Annotated in this window: 13 protein-coding genes and 2 pseudogenes; 8 read left to right on the top strand and 7 right to left on the bottom strand. The window is 72.5% G+C overall.

All coding sequences use genetic code 11. From position 1 onward, the window contains the following. Position 1: 1 nt before the first annotated feature. Positions 2-1,228 (top strand): MFS transporter, encoded by a 1,227-nt coding sequence (locus tag YWW_RS30850; protein WP_155830200.1) that lies wholly within the window; start codon positions 2-4, stop codon positions 1,226-1,228. A gap of 7 nt (positions 1,229-1,235) precedes the next feature. On the opposite strand, the gene YWW_RS0115655 is transcribed toward YWW_RS30850, so the two are convergent. After that, a complete protein-coding gene (locus YWW_RS0115655) occupies positions 1,236-1,700 on the bottom strand; it encodes a MarR family winged helix-turn-helix transcriptional regulator (protein WP_026930847.1) in 465 nt (154 codons plus the stop codon). A gap of 129 nt (positions 1,701-1,829) precedes the next feature. On the opposite strand from YWW_RS0115655, the gene YWW_RS0115650 reads away from it, so the two are divergent. The 3 genes from YWW_RS0115650 (at position 1,830) to YWW_RS0115640 (ending at position 3,829) form a co-directional block, all read left to right on the top strand. Then, complete coding sequence (locus tag YWW_RS0115650; protein WP_026930846.1) at positions 1,830-2,669, top strand: SDR family oxidoreductase; 840 nt, start codon at positions 1,830-1,832, stop codon at positions 2,667-2,669. A 75-nt stretch (positions 2,670-2,744) separates the two neighbouring features. Continuing rightward, the gene (locus tag YWW_RS0115645) at positions 2,745-3,206 is read left to right on the top strand and encodes an SRPBCC domain-containing protein (protein WP_026930845.1); all 462 of its coding nucleotides are present in this window, start codon (positions 2,745-2,747) and stop codon (positions 3,204-3,206) included. A gap of 5 nt (positions 3,207-3,211) precedes the next feature. Continuing rightward, entirely contained in the window at positions 3,212-3,829 is a 618-nt protein-coding gene (locus tag YWW_RS0115640) for a DUF402 domain-containing protein (RefSeq protein ID WP_026930844.1), read from the top strand. A gap of 91 nt (positions 3,830-3,920) precedes the next feature. Here YWW_RS0115640 and YWW_RS0115635 read toward each other — a convergent pair whose 3' ends face one another. Next, entirely contained in the window at positions 3,921-4,496 is a 576-nt protein-coding gene (locus YWW_RS0115635) for a TetR/AcrR family transcriptional regulator (protein WP_026930843.1), read from the bottom strand. A gap of 75 nt (positions 4,497-4,571) precedes the next feature. Between YWW_RS0115635 and YWW_RS0115630 the strand changes: the two genes are divergently transcribed. The 3 genes from YWW_RS0115630 (at position 4,572) to YWW_RS0115620 (ending at position 8,768) form a co-directional block, all read left to right on the top strand. Continuing rightward, on the top strand, positions 4,572-6,995 hold the full coding sequence (locus YWW_RS0115630; RefSeq protein ID WP_026930842.1) for a PEP/pyruvate-binding domain-containing protein: 2,424 nt from the start codon (positions 4,572-4,574) through the stop codon (positions 6,993-6,995). A gap of 175 nt (positions 6,996-7,170) precedes the next feature. After that, positions 7,171-7,590: a YciI family protein gene (locus YWW_RS0115625; protein WP_026930841.1), complete on the top strand. Its 420-nt coding sequence runs from the start codon at positions 7,171-7,173 to the stop codon at positions 7,588-7,590. Then, positions 7,587-8,768, top strand: a complete 1,182-nt coding sequence (locus YWW_RS0115620; protein ID WP_026930840.1) for an RNA polymerase sigma factor — start codon at positions 7,587-7,589, stop codon at positions 8,766-8,768. The genes YWW_RS0115625 and YWW_RS0115620 overlap by 4 nt, the downstream gene beginning before the upstream one ends. Here YWW_RS0115620 and YWW_RS38260 read toward each other — a convergent pair. Both YWW_RS38260 and YWW_RS0115605 read right to left on the bottom strand, forming a co-directional pair. Then, on the bottom strand, positions 8,765-9,745 hold the full coding sequence (locus tag YWW_RS38260; protein ID WP_425402699.1) for a transposase domain-containing protein: 981 nt from the start codon (positions 9,743-9,745) through the stop codon (positions 8,765-8,767). The two genes, YWW_RS0115620 and YWW_RS38260, sit on opposite strands and share 4 nt — an antisense overlap. Before the next feature lie 410 nt (positions 9,746-10,155). Further along, positions 10,156-10,824: a DUF4360 domain-containing protein gene (locus YWW_RS0115605; protein ID WP_026930837.1), complete on the bottom strand. Its 669-nt coding sequence runs from the start codon at positions 10,822-10,824 to the stop codon at positions 10,156-10,158. A 627-nt stretch (positions 10,825-11,451) separates the two neighbouring features. Between YWW_RS0115605 and YWW_RS38010 the strand changes: the two are divergent. Next, a pseudogene (locus YWW_RS38010) lies at positions 11,452-11,847 on the top strand (SDR family NAD(P)-dependent oxidoreductase); the annotation flags it as partial. A 146-nt stretch (positions 11,848-11,993) separates the two neighbouring features. On the opposite strand, the gene YWW_RS36915 reads toward YWW_RS38010, so the two are convergent. The 3 genes and pseudogenes from YWW_RS36915 to xynC all read right to left on the bottom strand — a co-directional run. Next, entirely contained in the window at positions 11,994-12,224 is a 231-nt protein-coding gene (locus YWW_RS36915; RefSeq protein ID WP_026930836.1) for a hypothetical protein, read from the bottom strand. Between the two features lie 181 nt (positions 12,225-12,405). Then, positions 12,406-12,669 carry a cellulose binding domain-containing protein gene (locus YWW_RS38005; RefSeq protein ID WP_245595441.1) on the bottom strand — a complete coding sequence of 88 codons (264 nt, stop codon included), beginning with the start codon at positions 12,667-12,669 and terminating at the stop codon, positions 12,406-12,408. 51 nt (positions 12,670-12,720) lie between these two features. Continuing rightward, positions 12,721-14,001, bottom strand: a pseudogene (gene xynC, locus YWW_RS30845) (glucuronoarabinoxylan endo-1,4-beta-xylanase XynC); the annotation flags it as partial. Between the last annotated feature and the right edge of the window lie 78 nt (positions 14,002-14,079).

Here is a 14,079-nt window from a genome sequence, read left to right as displayed (position 1 = left end):
GATGAGCAGAGGAGAGGCCCGGCTGTGGGGCGAGCTGTGGCCGCTGCTGCTCGCCTCGGCCGTGGGCCTGTTCCCCTTCACCGTCTACTCGACCTTCCTGGTGCCGATCGCCGGCGCCGCGGGCGGCGACGTGGCCGCGGTCGGGGCGCTGCGCGGCCTCGGCGGTGTGTGCGCGCTCGGCGTCGGCGTCGCGGTCGCGCCGCTGATGGGGCGCTTCGCCGAGCGGCGGCTCGGCGCCCTCGCGCTGGCGCTGCTCGCCGCCAGCTCGCTCGCCGCCCTCCACGGGAGCTATGCCGCCCTGGTGGTCTTCTGCGCCGGAGTCGGCACCGCCACCGCGGTGCTGACGCCCGCGCTGCTGTCCGCCGCGGCCGGGCGGTATGACGACGAGGCCGTCTCGGGGCGGGCCGCCACGCTGGTCACCGCCGCCCAGTCGCTCGCGGCGGTCGCCGCCGGGCCGGTCATCGGGCTCATCGCCTGGCAGGGCGGCTGGCGCGGCTGCCTGATCGTCACCGCCGCCGTGGCGGGCGCGCTCGCCGTCGGCTTCGCCCGCGGGGGCGGCGCGGCGCCGGATCGGGACGGCGGGCCGCCGCCGTCCTATCTGCACGCGTTCCGGCGGATCGCCGCCCGGCCGTCCCTGCTCGGGCTCATCGCCGCCGCCGCGCTGCGCACCGTGGCCCTCATGGGGTGCCTGGCCTACCTGGCGGCGTGGTTCGAGCACCGCTTCTCCTTGGAGGCCACCGTGTTCACGCTGGTGTGGACGCTCAGCGGCCTGTCGTTCTTCCTGGGCAACTACGGGGCGGGGCGATGGATCGGGAGCTCGCGGCACTCGGGGCGGGCGCACGCGGTCCTGCTCGGCGGCCTCGCGGCGGCGCTGGCGGGACTCGCCGGGCTGTTCTGGGCGCCGACGCTGCCGGTGGCCTTGGCGGGCGCCGCGGTCCAGTCGTTCGGGCACGCCTTGGCCGCCGCCGCGATCACCTCCCTCATCGTCCGCCGAGGCGGCGAGGTCACGGCCCCGGCCTTGAGCCTCAACGCCGCGGGCATGAGCCTGGGCGTGTTCGGCGGCGCGGCGCTCGGCGGCGCGGGACTGGCCCTCGCCGGATACGCGGGCCTGGCCGGGGCGCTGGTGCTGCCGCTGGCGGCGGCGCTGCTCGTCGCCTCGGCGCTCGCGGCGGCCCGCGAGCGGGCCGCGCCCGAGACGGCGCGAGCGGAGCGCGGCTCCGCCGCATAGGCGCCGGTCACTGTTCGGCGGCGGCGGTGACGGCGCGCTCGTAGGCGAGGAGCGTGTCGATGACCAGGCGTCGCTGCTCGGGCGTCAGCGGCGCGAGCGCCCGGCGCCAGGCCGAGGCGCCGCTCGCGAGCCACGCCTCGATCCGGGGCCTCGCCTCCGGGTGGACGCTGATGATGCGGCGCCTCCGGTCGGCCTCGTCCTCGCGCCGCTCCAGCACGCCCTTGCGGCTCAGGTCGCCGACCATCAGGCTCGCGGTCGTCGACGCGACCTCCAGGCGCGCGGCCAGTTCGTTGACCGTCATCGGCCCGTCGAACAGCAGATAGGCCAGCAGCGAGAGGTGCCGGGGGCTCAGTTCGAGCGAGGCGAGCGCCTCGGGGACCGGCAGGCGCTTGGCGCGCCCGACGATGCGCGGCGTCAGCAGGATCATCTCCCGGACCGCGTCGTCGATGTCCGGGCCGTCCGCGGTTGACATCCCGACGCCTCCAATATATCTTTGGTAGCAAATATTCTTTGTTTGCAAAGCAAACAGATCTCAACCACCATGCTACCGAAGGGCGCCCGCGGCGCCCTGGCGTCGCATGCCATCGGCAAGGAGTGATCCATGACCGTCCTAGTGACCGGCGCCCGCGGCAACATCGGCGGCCGCCTCGTCGCCCGCCTGGCCGCGGGCGGGCACCGCGTGCGCGCCTCGGCCCGCGACGCGGCGGCCCTCGAGGCGCCGGGCGGCGTCGAGGCCGTCGAACTCGACGTCACCGCGCCCGATCCCGCCGTCCTGCGAGGGGTCCGCACCGTCTTCCTCTACCCCGTCTTCGGCCCGGTCGACGACTTCCTCAAGGCCGCGGACGAGGCCGGGGTCGAGCACCTCGTGCTGCTGTCCTCCCCCGCCTCGTACGAGCCGGTCGAGCACGCCGGCCCCATCGGGCGGGCGCACCAGGCCGTCGAGGCGTCCCTGCGCGAGTCCGGCCTGAGCCACACGGTCCTGTACCCCAGCTGGCTCGCCACCAACGCGATCCGCGACTGGGCCGAGGCGATCCGCGCCACCGGCAGGGTCGGGATCGCCCACCCCCGGTGGCAGGTCAACCCGATCCACATCGACGACATCGCCGAGGTCGCCGCGCGCCTGCTGACCCGCGACGAGCACCGCGGCCGGACGCTGGTCCTCACCGGCCCCGAGTCGATGCCGCAGCGCGAGGTCGTCGCGCGGCTCGCCGAGGCGATCGGCAGGCCGATCGCCGTCGACGAGCTCAGCCGCGAGGAGGCCACCGCACGGCTGCCCGAATGGTTCCCCGAGCCCGTGTTCGCCTCCCTGCTCGACGTCGCCGAGGCCGCGGGCGACACGCCCGCGACGATCAACAACAACGTCGAGCGCCTCACCGGCCACCCGGCCCGGTCCTTCCGGGCGTGGGCCGAGGCCGAGCGGGACGCCTTCACCGCACGCTGAGCGGGTCCCGCTCCCGGAGGTCGGGGCCGGTCGCGAGCGGCCGGTCCCGTCGGGGGCGGGTGCTACGGTACGCCGATGGGGCGAATCGACAAGGCATCCAGGGACATAGCGGCGTCGACCGAGCGAACCTATGCGGCGCTGGTCGACCCGGAGGCGCTCGCCGAGTGGCTGCCGCCGGAGGGCATGAGCGGCCGCTTCGAATGGTTCGACGCCCGGCCCGGAGGCTCGTACCGCCTCGTGCTGACCTATGCCGACGGCACCGGTTCGCCGGGGAAGGCGAGCGCCGACACCGACATCGCCGACGCGCGCTTCATCGAACTCGTCCCCGGCGAACGGCTCGTGCAGGCGGTCGACTTCGTCTCCGAGGACCCGGCCTTCGCGGGGACCATGACCATGACGTGGACCGTCGCCCCCAGCGGCGCGGGGTCGCGGGTCGAGATCAGCGCCGCCGACGTGCCGACGGGCGTCTCCGCCGAGGACCACGCCGCCGGGCTGGCGTCCTCGCTGGCGAATCTCGCGTCCTATCTGGAGCGGTGAGGCGGATGGACGAACCCGAGACGGAGCGGGCGGACTCGATCGAGCGGGTCGAGGTGCTGCGCGGCGGCCACAAGGCCGACGACCCCGGCCTGTTCGGCCCCTTGCCCGGCGTCCGCATCGGAGACGTGGTCGCCTACGAGTTCGAGCTGCCCGAGCGGATCGAGCCGTGGCCGGGCCGCACCCGCCTCGAACGGGTCTTCGTGCTGCTCGATCTCGGTGTCAGCATGTCGAACCCGTGCTGGCGGCGAGCGAACAACCCCGACGGCACGGTCGTCGACAACCCCGCGAGCGAAGCGCACTCGTGGTACGTCGATCTCATCACCGTCGACCGCCGCGGCGAGCAGTACGTGTTCCGCGACCTCTTCATCGACGTCAGGGTGCCGACGGACGGGCGCCACTACCGGATGCTGGACCTCGACGAGTTCGCCGACGCGATCGAGGACGGCCTCATCTCGCTCGAACAGGCCGTGAGCGGGCTCCGGCGCTGGCAGCGGTTCATCGACCGGCATCTGCACGCCGGGCGGTTCCCCAGCGGGGCATGGACGGACTTCCCTCCGGCGGCCTTCGAGCCGCTGCGGCGGCTCCCCTCGCCTCTCGCTCCGCCGGTGCGGTGGAACGGCTAGGGACTCGCGCCACGCTGGCACAGCCGTAGAGCGGTGCGGCGGGCCGGTGCTCGCGCGGCGCGGGTGGCAGGGGCGTCCGAAGGTCCGCGAGTCAGCGCGGCTCCGCACCGAAGAGCAGGGCGAGCTGGGCGTCGAGCGCCGCGACGGCGTCGTCCTCTTCGCACTGCCGCGACAGCAGTTGCAGGCCGAGGCCGTCGACCAGCGCGAGCAGCCCGGCCGCCGCCCGTTCGGGATCCGCGGCGCCGCCGGTCCGGATCTGCTCGGCGAGGAAGTCCCGCGTCCGCGCGGCGACCTCGCGCAGCTCGGAGGCGATCGACGGCTTCACCGCGGCGTAGGCGAGGAAGGCGAGCACGACGTGGTTCTCCAGTCGGCGCGTCTGGTCGAGCGGCAGGATCTCCAGCAGCAGGCCGCGGACGAGCGCTCGGGGCGAAGCGGGCTCGGCCGCGGCCCGCGACCGCTCGCCGACCCGGTCCATGACCATGCCGAAGGCGAAGGTCATCATCTCGTCCTTGGTCCGGAAGTAGTGCTGCACCATCCCGGTCGAGACCCCGGCCTCGGCGGCGACGTGCCGCAGGCTCACCCCTTCCAGGCCGCGCGTGGCGGCAAGGCGCATCAGGGCGTCGGCGAGCAGTTCGCGGCGTTCTCGATGATCGACTCTGCGAGGCACGTGACCCACTTTACATTGCACTCGTATTGCATAGGCGTATACATTGCGAGTGTATTGGAAAAAAGGAGGGTCGCCATGGACGTCATCGAACTGGCCGCGATCGAGCCGGGGCAGCGGGAACTGGTGGGCGGCAAGGCCGCCGGGCTCGCCGCGCTGATCCGGCTGGGCGAGCTGGTGCCCGAGGGGTTCTGCGTCACGACCGAGTCGCACGGCCGCGGCGAGGTGCCCGAGGCCGACGTCCTCGCCGCCTACGAGCGGCTCGGCGGCGGTCCGGTCGCCGTCCGTTCGAGCGCCACCGCCGAGGACCTGCCGGACGCGAGCTTCGCCGGCCAGCAGGACACCTTCCTCGCGGTCGAGGGCCCCGAGCAGCTGCTCGCGGCGATCCGCGGCTGCCGGGACTCGCTGCACGCCGAGCGCGCGAGGGCCTACCGCGAGACCGCGGGCATCGCCCACGACGCCGTCCAGATGGCCGTCGTCGTCCAGCGCATGGTCGACGCCGCGGTCGCCGGCGTGCTGTTCACCGCCGACCCGCTCACCGGTTCACGGAGCGCCTGCGTGGTCGACGCCGCCCCCGGGCCGGGCACCGGAGTGGTCGACGGGACGGCCGCGGCCGACCACTATGTCCTGGACGGCACCGGCCCCGAGGAGCGGGGCTGCCTCGCTCCGGCCGAACTGGAGGAGCTCCGCGAGACCGGGGAGCGGCTCCAGCGGGAGCTCGGCGCGCCGCAGGACGTCGAGTGGGCCTATGACCGCAGTGGAACGCTGTGGCTGTTGCAGTCGCGGCCGATCACCACGCTGTTCCCCGCGCCTCCCGCGACGGAGCGGCCCGGGACGCGCCTGTACGTCGAGTTCGGCCACGTCCAGGGGATGCTCCAGCCGGTGACGCCGGCGGGCATGTCGGCGCTCAAGGAGCTGCTGGCCGGGATGCTCGCCTCGTTCGGCCTGGGGGTCGAGATCGTGGACATCGGCGGGCGGCTGTACGGCGACCTGACCGACGCGATGCGCGACCCTTCGACGAGGCGGCGGCTGGTGAAGTTCCTGGCGGTCGACTTCGGACCGAGGGCGCAGGCCGTGGTCGAGCACCTCTTGGACGACCCGCGCTTCGCCCCCGTGGCGGGCCGCCGCCGGGGCGGCGCGGCCGCGCTGGCGATGGGGCCGAGGGCCGCGGCCGGGATCCTCCGCGCGCTGGCGCGACCGGCGGCCGCGCGGGCCCGCGTGTTCGACGCGATCGAACGCCGCCGAAGGCGACCGGTCGAGGACCCGTCGACGGCTCGGGAGCTGCTGGCCGCGATCGAGACGACCGAACGGCGGGACGACGAGATCGGGGACGTCACGTGGCCGGTCGTCACCGGGCTGCTGGTGACCGCGGCGCTGCCGCCGCTCCTCAAAGGCGTCGCGGACGAGGACGAGATCAGGACCGTGCTCGGCGGCATGCCGCACAACGTCACGATCGAGATGGACCTGGCCCTGTGGGAGGTGGCCCGGCGGGCGGAGCCGCACCGCGAGCTCTTGCTGGGGACATCGCCGGACGAGCTCGCCGCGGCCCACCTCGCCGGCGAGCTGCCCGACTTCGGCCTGGCCGACTTCCTTGAGGCCTACGGCCACCGCTGCGCCGCCGAGGTCGACATCGGGGTGCCGCGCTGGTCCGAGGACCCGGCGCCGGTCTTCGCGATGCTCGGGGGCTACCTGCTGGTCACCGATCCCGAGCAGGCCCCGGACCGGCGGTTCGAGCGCGCCGCGGCCGGGGCGGAGGCGATGCTCGCGGAGCTCGCGCGGCGGGCGAGGCGCATGCGGTCCGTGCGCGGGCTGCTCGCGGGCTTCTTCCTGCGCCGCGCCCGCGAGCTGGCCGGGCTGCGCGAGGCCGGGAAGTTCGCCGGCCTGTACGCCCTGCTCGACCGCCGCCGGCGCCTCCTGCTCCTCGGCGCCGAACTGCGGGCGGAGGGGCTGCTCGAACGCGCCGAGGACGTCGCCTTCCTCACGCTGCCCGAGCTTCGCGCCGTGGTGGACCGCGGCCGCGACCCGCGTGCGACGGTCGCCGAGCGCCGCTCGGAGTACGCGAGGGAGATGCGGCGCCGCACCGTCCCCGTCGCGCTGCTCTCGGACGGGACCGACGCGGAGACGCTGCTCCCGGCCCACGGCTCCGACGGCCGCACGCTCATCGGCATGGGCGCGGCGGCCGGCCGGGCCGCCGGCCGCGCCCGCGTGGTCCGCACCCCGGCGGACGCCCGCCTCGAACCGGGCGAGATCCTCGTCGCGCCGACGACCGATCCGGGCTGGACGCCGCTGTTCCTCACGGCGGGCGGGCTGGTCACCGAGACCGGTGCGGTGATGGCGCACGGGCCGACCGTGGCCCGCGAATACGGCATCCCGGCCGTGATCTGCGTGCCGGGGGCCACCGAGCGGATCCGGACAGGACAGATGATCACCGTCGACGGCGCCGCGGGCACCGTGACGGTCGACGAGCCCGCCGCGGCGATCGCCCCCGACGATCCCGGTTGAGCGGCGCCGCCGAGCGGACATGGCACCATGATCGGGAGCGTCCCCCGGCGGTTTCCCGTGCGGGACCGAACCCGAATCGAATTTCTCGGCGCGACCGTGTCGAGAAACGCCGACCGGCTCCGCTCACCAGGTGAAGGGCCGCGACAGGCGCGGCCCGCGACACCAGGAGGTCATCATGCCGAAGTACCTGCTTCTCAAGCACTACCGCGGCGGCCCGGAGCCGCACCGTCCCGTCCCTCCGATGGACCAGTGGGCGCCCGAGGACGTGGAGGCGCACATGGCCTTCCAGCGGCACGTCACCGAGCTGCTCGAGGAGAACGGCGAGTACGTCGACGTGCGGGCGCTCACGCCCTCGCAGACCTGGGTGCGCTACGGCGGCCCGGACGCCGCGCCGGTCACCAGCGACGGCCCGCTGCCCGAGACCAGCGATCTCGTGGCGGGCTGGTTCATGGTCGACGTCGACTCCCGCGAGCGCGCGGTCGAACTCGCGGCCTACATCTCCTCCGAGCCGGGCCCCGGCGGGGAGCCGCTGTACGAGTGGATCGACGTCCGGGAGGTCATGTCCGGGGCTCCCGCCGAGGCCGAGCCGGCGTGACCGAGGAGCCGACGCGAGGGGTGGACGAGGGCGCGCTGCGCGCCCTCGTCCCCCGGGTGCTCGCGGCCCTGGTCCGCCGGGGCGAGGACTTCGACGCCGCCGAGGACGCCCTGCAGGAGGCGCTCATCGACGCGCTGCGGGTGTGGCCCGAGCACCCGCCGCGCGATGCGCGCGCGTGGCTGGCGGCGGTCGCCACCAGGCGGCTCGTCGACGCCCGCCGCGCGGAGGCGGCCCGGCGGCGCCGGGAGGAGCACCGCCCCGACGAGCCGCCGGACGCCGCCGCCGAGGAGGGCGACGACACCCTCTTCCTGCTGTTCTGCTGCTGCCACCCGGACCTGGCACCGGCCTCTCAGGTGGCGTTGACCCTGCGCGCCGTCGGCGGCCTCACCACCAGGGAGATCGCCGAGGCCTTCTATGTGCCGGAGGCGACGATGGCGCAGCGGATCAGCCGGGCCAAGCGCACGCTGCGGGGGCGGCGCCTGGACCGGCCGGGCGACCTCGCCGTCGTGCTGCGGGTGCTCTACCTCGTCTACACGGCCGGCCACGCGGGCCGGGTGGACCTGGCCGGAGAGGCGATCCGGCTCACCCGCCAGCTCACCCTCGCCACCGCCGAACCGGAGGCGCGCGGACTGCTCGCACTGATGCTCCTCAACCACGCCCGCCTCCCGGCGCGGTTCGACGCGGAGGGCCGCATCGTCACGCTCGACCGGCAGGACCGCGGCCTGTGGGACACCCGCGAGATCGCCGAAGGGGTGCGCGTCCTGCAATCGGCGCTGGCTCTGGAGCGTCCCGGCCGCTATCAGATCGAGGCGGCGATCGCCGCCCTGCACGACGACGCGGCGAGCGCCGAGGAGACCGACTGGTCGCAGATCCTCGCCTGGTACGACGACCTGGTCGCCCTCACCGGCGATCCGATACGCCGGGACCCGGCCGCCGTGCTGGGCCGCGCGGTCGCGGTCGGCCACGTCCTCGGGGCCGCCGCGGGCCTGCGCGAGACCGACCGGCTGCGCGAGGTGCTCGGCGAGCGGCACCGGTGGCACGCGGTCCGCGGCCACCTGCACGAACTCGCCGGCGACCGCTCGGCCGCCGCCTCGGCATACGCCGAGGCGGCCCGCCGGGCCACGAACATCGCCGAACGCGACCACCTGCTCCGCCGGGCGGCCCGCGCGCGGGTCTAGGCGCAATGCCGTTCGGTTGAGGGTCTGCGAAGACGATGATGTCGAGGGTGGCCTTGTAGGTTCTGCGGTCGATGTGGTTCTTGCGGGCGTGGTATTTCGAGATCGCGCGTTTGACCACGCGTGGCGCTTTTCTGAGTCGGCGGTCGGGCAGCGGGCGTGCCAGGACCTGCTGCCCGATCACGCCTTTGAGATCGATCTGTTCGTCGTCGACGATGCCTTCGGCGCGGATGAGCTGGTCGCGGGCGGTCTCCAGGGCGATGGTGAAACTGGCCTGAAGCTCGGTGACGCTCTCGCCGAGCACGGCATCGGCTATGGCGATGCGGATGACTTGGTAGAGGACCAGGAGCGACCAGATCTCCTGCCGGTTTGGTCTTGGTGTTCATCCTGACCAGCATCTCGGCGCCGGTGTCGTGGATGGCCGCGATGAGCCAGGCCGCGTCGAAGCCGCGATCGGCCAGGATCAGACGCCCGGTGCGCATTGCGGCCAGCAGATGGGCGGCGTACTTCGTCTCGCCCCGGTCAACGGGGCCGAACGCGGCTGCCAGCATGGCGCGGGACCCCGCCGCAACCAGAGCGACCAGCCTCACCTGCGGGTATCCGGCCCCGGCCCACTTCGTCGCACCCGAGGAGCGGTGTAGGGACCGGTTGTCCTCGGCGGCGGGGATATCCAGCAGCGTCCCGTCGATAGCGCACACCTCCAGGCCCCGCCACCGCGCGGTCCCCGCGGTCGGACCTGCCAGCAATCCGAACAGCGCCTTGAGCGGCGCGGGGCCGACCCTGGTCCGCGCCTCCCACAGCGCCGAGGCCGCCGGAGCGGTCACCACACCGATGCCCCCGCACAGCTTCTGCCAGACACCGGGCCAGCCGATACTCGCGAACAGTCCGGCCGCGAGCAGCAGATAGACCACGACCCGTGAAGGGAGCGATCGCAGACGCCGCTGGTGAGCGCGACACTGGTCAAGGACCGCGTCGACCATCTCGAACGGCACGATACGGGTCAACTCGCCCAGATGGCCCGGGGCGAACACCCCACCAGCGGCACGGACGACACGGGATATGACAAGATCGGACGACAAGGGGCTCCTTGATTTCGAACATGGTTGCAGCACAACCGTTCTATCAAGAAGCCCCTTCCTCGTTTCCAACGGTCAGGACCCAGCCCGACACCCGAACCCCAGCCCTAACCGAACGGCATTGCGACTAGGCGGTGCCCTGCGGAGCAGGGGGGCGGGCGCGTCCGACCACGGTGTGAGGGGCCGCGTGCGGGATGACGCACGAGGGCCGGCGCGGCGGACGCGTCCACCTCTGGGATGAGCGTCCGCGGCTCGGCGGCATGGTGCGCCGGGCCGCGGACGCCGGACCGCGGTGTCACTCCGCGGCTCTGTCCTTATCCATCAGTGGGGCAGGTCTTCCATGCGAAGTGGTAGACGGTCTCGATGTCGCCGTCCGTGGAGTCCATCGCCATGAAGCTCTTCAGCTCGGGGTCGTCTCCGGCCCTCACTCGCAGCTCGGTGTTGATGTTGAAGTTGCGCTCCTCTCCGCAGGGTTTGTACACGAGCTGGGGTGCATCGACTTCGTCGGTGAACTGCCAGTTGTCGCTGTACGGACCCTCGAGCGTGTGGGTGATGCTGGAGGTCTGGGACTCGCCCGAGAAGTAGTAGCTCGCCTTCTGCACGCCGGTGGCGCCGGCCTCGAGGTGACCGAAGCCGCGGTAGTCGGTCTTCGCGATCGCGTAGGTGAAGCCCGACGGGACGTTCACGATCAGGTTGAGCTGGCAGTTCTTGCGGAAATCGGTGGGGTCGGCGTTGCCGCCGGCCTGCGCCAGGTAATCACTGTAGGTCACGGTGAACGAGGTGTTGCCCTCGTTGACCGCGACGGCCGTGGTGTCCTGGGGACAGCCGGAGCCGTTGACCGTGGCGACGTCGATGACGATCTGGTCGTCGGGCGGGTTGGAGAAGTGGGGTTCGGCGAGCGCGGGCTGGCCCACGCTGAGCACCAGCGCCGCCGCCAGGGCGAACGCCCCGGCGAGCAGCGATGATTTCCGAAGGATTTTCATTTTTGATCCCTTTCAGGTTGCGGACAATCGATGCCGGCCGTTGAACGGCGGCATAGGGATCGGAGGGAGTGCAACGCGGGAGCGGGGAATGGGGGTACCGGGCGGCGCTCCGAGCGATGCGTGCGAGTGGACCGGTTCATCGGACGGTAGTCCAGATTGCTCAATCCATATATCTATATATAGCGATAAGTATGGATTAGGTCAAGAAGTATTTTTAAATTGCTTTGAGAACGAAAAATGACATAAACCCTACATGTTGCGGTCTAGCGCTTATGGACATATTTGTCAGCGGGATTGGCAGGAGGGAGTGGAGGCGACGGCAGTGCCCAGCGAGCCGCGGCGCGACCGGATCATCGGCCGGTCGGCGCCCGGACGGCTCGGCGAAGGCGACCTGCCTCGACCGGGGCCGTGCCGGCCGCGCTGCGGCACCCGGGCACGGGTTCGAGGCGCCGGGCGGTCCAGGAGGACAACCGGTCGGCGTCCACGCCCGTCACCGCCGTCCGGGCGCAGGGCGCGCCGACCGTCGGGAGCACCCGAAGTTCACTTGCGGCGGCCCCGCGTCACGCCCGCTCCGCGCCTACACTGAGAGCGGACTCGGCCGGCTCGCATTGACATGGATGGTCGCTCATGGGCGCTCGGCGTACGGCACTGATCACCGGCGGAACCGGCAGCCTGGGGTTCCATACGGCGCAGTCGATCCTGTCCCACGGCGGCTGGGAGGTCGTCATCACCGGCCGCAGCGGCGTGTCCGAAGCCGCCGAGCTCCTGGGCGAGTCCGCCTCGGGGCGCCGCCTCGATCTGGGGTCCCTCGGTGAGGTCCGCGCGTTCGCCCGCGACCTTCCTCCGCTGGACGCGGTCGTCTGCAACGCCGGGCTGATGACCGTCTCCGGCACGCGGTTCACCGGAGACGGCGTCGAGGAGACCTTCGGCGTGAACCACCTGGCACACTTCCTGCTGGTGCGCGAGGTGCTGCCGGCCATGCCGCCCGGCGCGCGGGTCGTGTTCGTCTCCAGCGCCACCCACGACCCGGCCCAGCGGACCGGCTTCCCGCCGCCGCGCTTCGAGACCGCGCGCGAACTGGCCCACCCGGACGGCGAGGAGGGCGAGTCGCCGATGCGGGCGGGCCGCCGCCGCTACACGGCCTCGAAGCTGTGCGCTGTGCTGGCCGCCTACGAGTTCGCCCGCCGGATTCCGCCCGAGGCGGCGACGTTCAACGCCGTCGACCCCGGCCAGATGCCGGGCACCGGTCTGGCCCGGGACTTCCCGGGGTTCTTCAACTTCATGTGGCGGCGCGTGATGCCCGCGCTGGCGGCCGTGCCGGGGATCAACCGCCACACGCCGAAGCGGTCCGCGGCCGTGCTGGCCCGGCTCGTGTGCGAGCCGGGCTTCGCCGGTGTCACGGGCAAGTACTTCTCCGGTGGGCGCGAGAGCCGATCCTCGGTCGAGTCCTACGACGAGGCGAAGGCCGCGGACCTCTGGGAGACGAGCGCCGCCCTGACCGCCGTCTTATCCGGCAGGGCCGACGCCGCCTTCGCCCCGGTCGCCGGTTCGGACGTTCCCGCGGCGGTCCTCCTCGGCCGTTCAGCAGGCGAAGTCGAAGCTCACCGCCGGGCCCGAGGCGATGAAGCCGAAGACCTCGCGGCTCTGGCCCGCCTCGATCCGGGCGTTCCAGCCCGCGTCCGAAGCGGACACGGTCGAACCGGACTGCGACCAGTCGGCGTTCCAGAGGCTGCTGATCTGCTGGCCGCCGGGCCAGCTCCAGCTCACGTTCCAGCCGTCAACGGCCTGGGCGCCCGCGGTCAGCGTGACGGTGCCCTGCCAGCCCGAGCCCCAGTCGCCCGCCACCTCGACGCGGCCCTGGCACTGCGCATCGCCGCCGTCGCCGTCTCCCTCGCCGGTCACGAACGTCGTCACGCTCTGGGCGGGCAGTTCGGCGGTGAAGGAGCCGTTCGACACCGTGATCGCGCTCTGGGGCGCGAGGTTCCTGCTCGCGTCGGTCACCCAGGACGAGACGCTGGAGGCGGTGGAGCCCCGCATCGTGAACGGCTGGCTCACCGCGGAGGTCCCCTTGTTGACGGCGACGACGACGATCTCGGAGCCCTCGCCCTGGTACGCCGAGGTGTACACGTTCGACCGGGGGTTCGCGGTCGCCTCGACCCGCGAGTATCCGGGGCGGACGAACCTCGCGAAGTGCGCCATGTTGGCGCCGCGCTTGCTGATCTGCCCGTCTTCGCGCATGGGGCCGTAGGAGCGGCGGATGTACCACCACACGTACGCCTGGAACTGGCCGTCCACCAGGGCGCGGTGGATGTGCTCGCCGACATCGAGCGCCTGGGGCCACAGGTCGGCCGAGTCGCTCGAGTTGGGGTGGTAGACCTCGGTCATCCACAGCTCCTTGCCCGAGCCCTTCTCCTCGAACAGGGGGTAGGGGAAGTCGCCGAACTGCGTGCCGTAGAGGTGGGTGCCGAGGATGTCCAGGTTGGCGAGCGCCTGGGGGTCGTTGAGGATCGGGTCGGAGAGGTTCTTGCGGTACTGGAAGGACTCCGGTGCGATGACCCTGGTGCCCAGCGAGCCGGCGTTCTCGCGCAGGAACCGCACGATCTCGGCCGAGGTCCACGCCGTCCAGTCGTGCGCGTAGTCCGGTTCGTTCTGCACCGAGATGCCGTACAGGTTGACCCCGTTGTCGCTCATGAAGTCGGTGAAGTCGTTCAGGTGCTGCGCATAGGCGCCGTACATGTCGTAGCGCAGGCGCTGGCCGCCGGAGAAGCTCTCGACCATGTTCGCGGGCGGATTCCACGGCGAGGCGATGACCTTGGCGCCGAGCTCGCTCGCGCGCTGCGCCGTCGCCACCTCGCCGCTCCAGTTCGCCGGGTTCTCGTGGACGGGGACGCGCAGCACCGTGAAGCCCAGCTGCCCCTGGCCGTTGCCGAAGGCCGTCTCCCGCTGCGCGGCGGTCAGGTCGTCGATCCAGGCGGTGTGGTTCATGCCGCCGAAGCCCTGGATCGTCTGCCGTACCGCGGAGGGGTCGATGACCACTTCGGACTGTGCTGCCGCGGGCGTCGCGACCGCGAGCGCCGGCAGGGCGCCCACCGCGGGCAGTGCGCTCATCGCCAGGAACGACCTCCGGCTCAGCGATGCCGGCTTCGTGACCCTGGACTCGTTCCGCCGTAGCGTCATTGCTCTCCTCCTCTGCGCGACGGCGCCGATCCGCGTCGCCTCGATTCGTTTACATCGACATAGATCGATATGAGCAGT

The sequence above is a fragment of the Glycomyces tenuis DSM 44171 genome (assembly GCF_000427885.1).
GTDB classification, from domain to species: Bacteria; Actinomycetota; Actinomycetes; order Mycobacteriales; family Micromonosporaceae; genus Glycomyces; species Glycomyces tenuis.
Note: the sequence above shows the minus strand (reverse complement) of the source record. Positions and strands in the feature narration are given on the sequence as shown.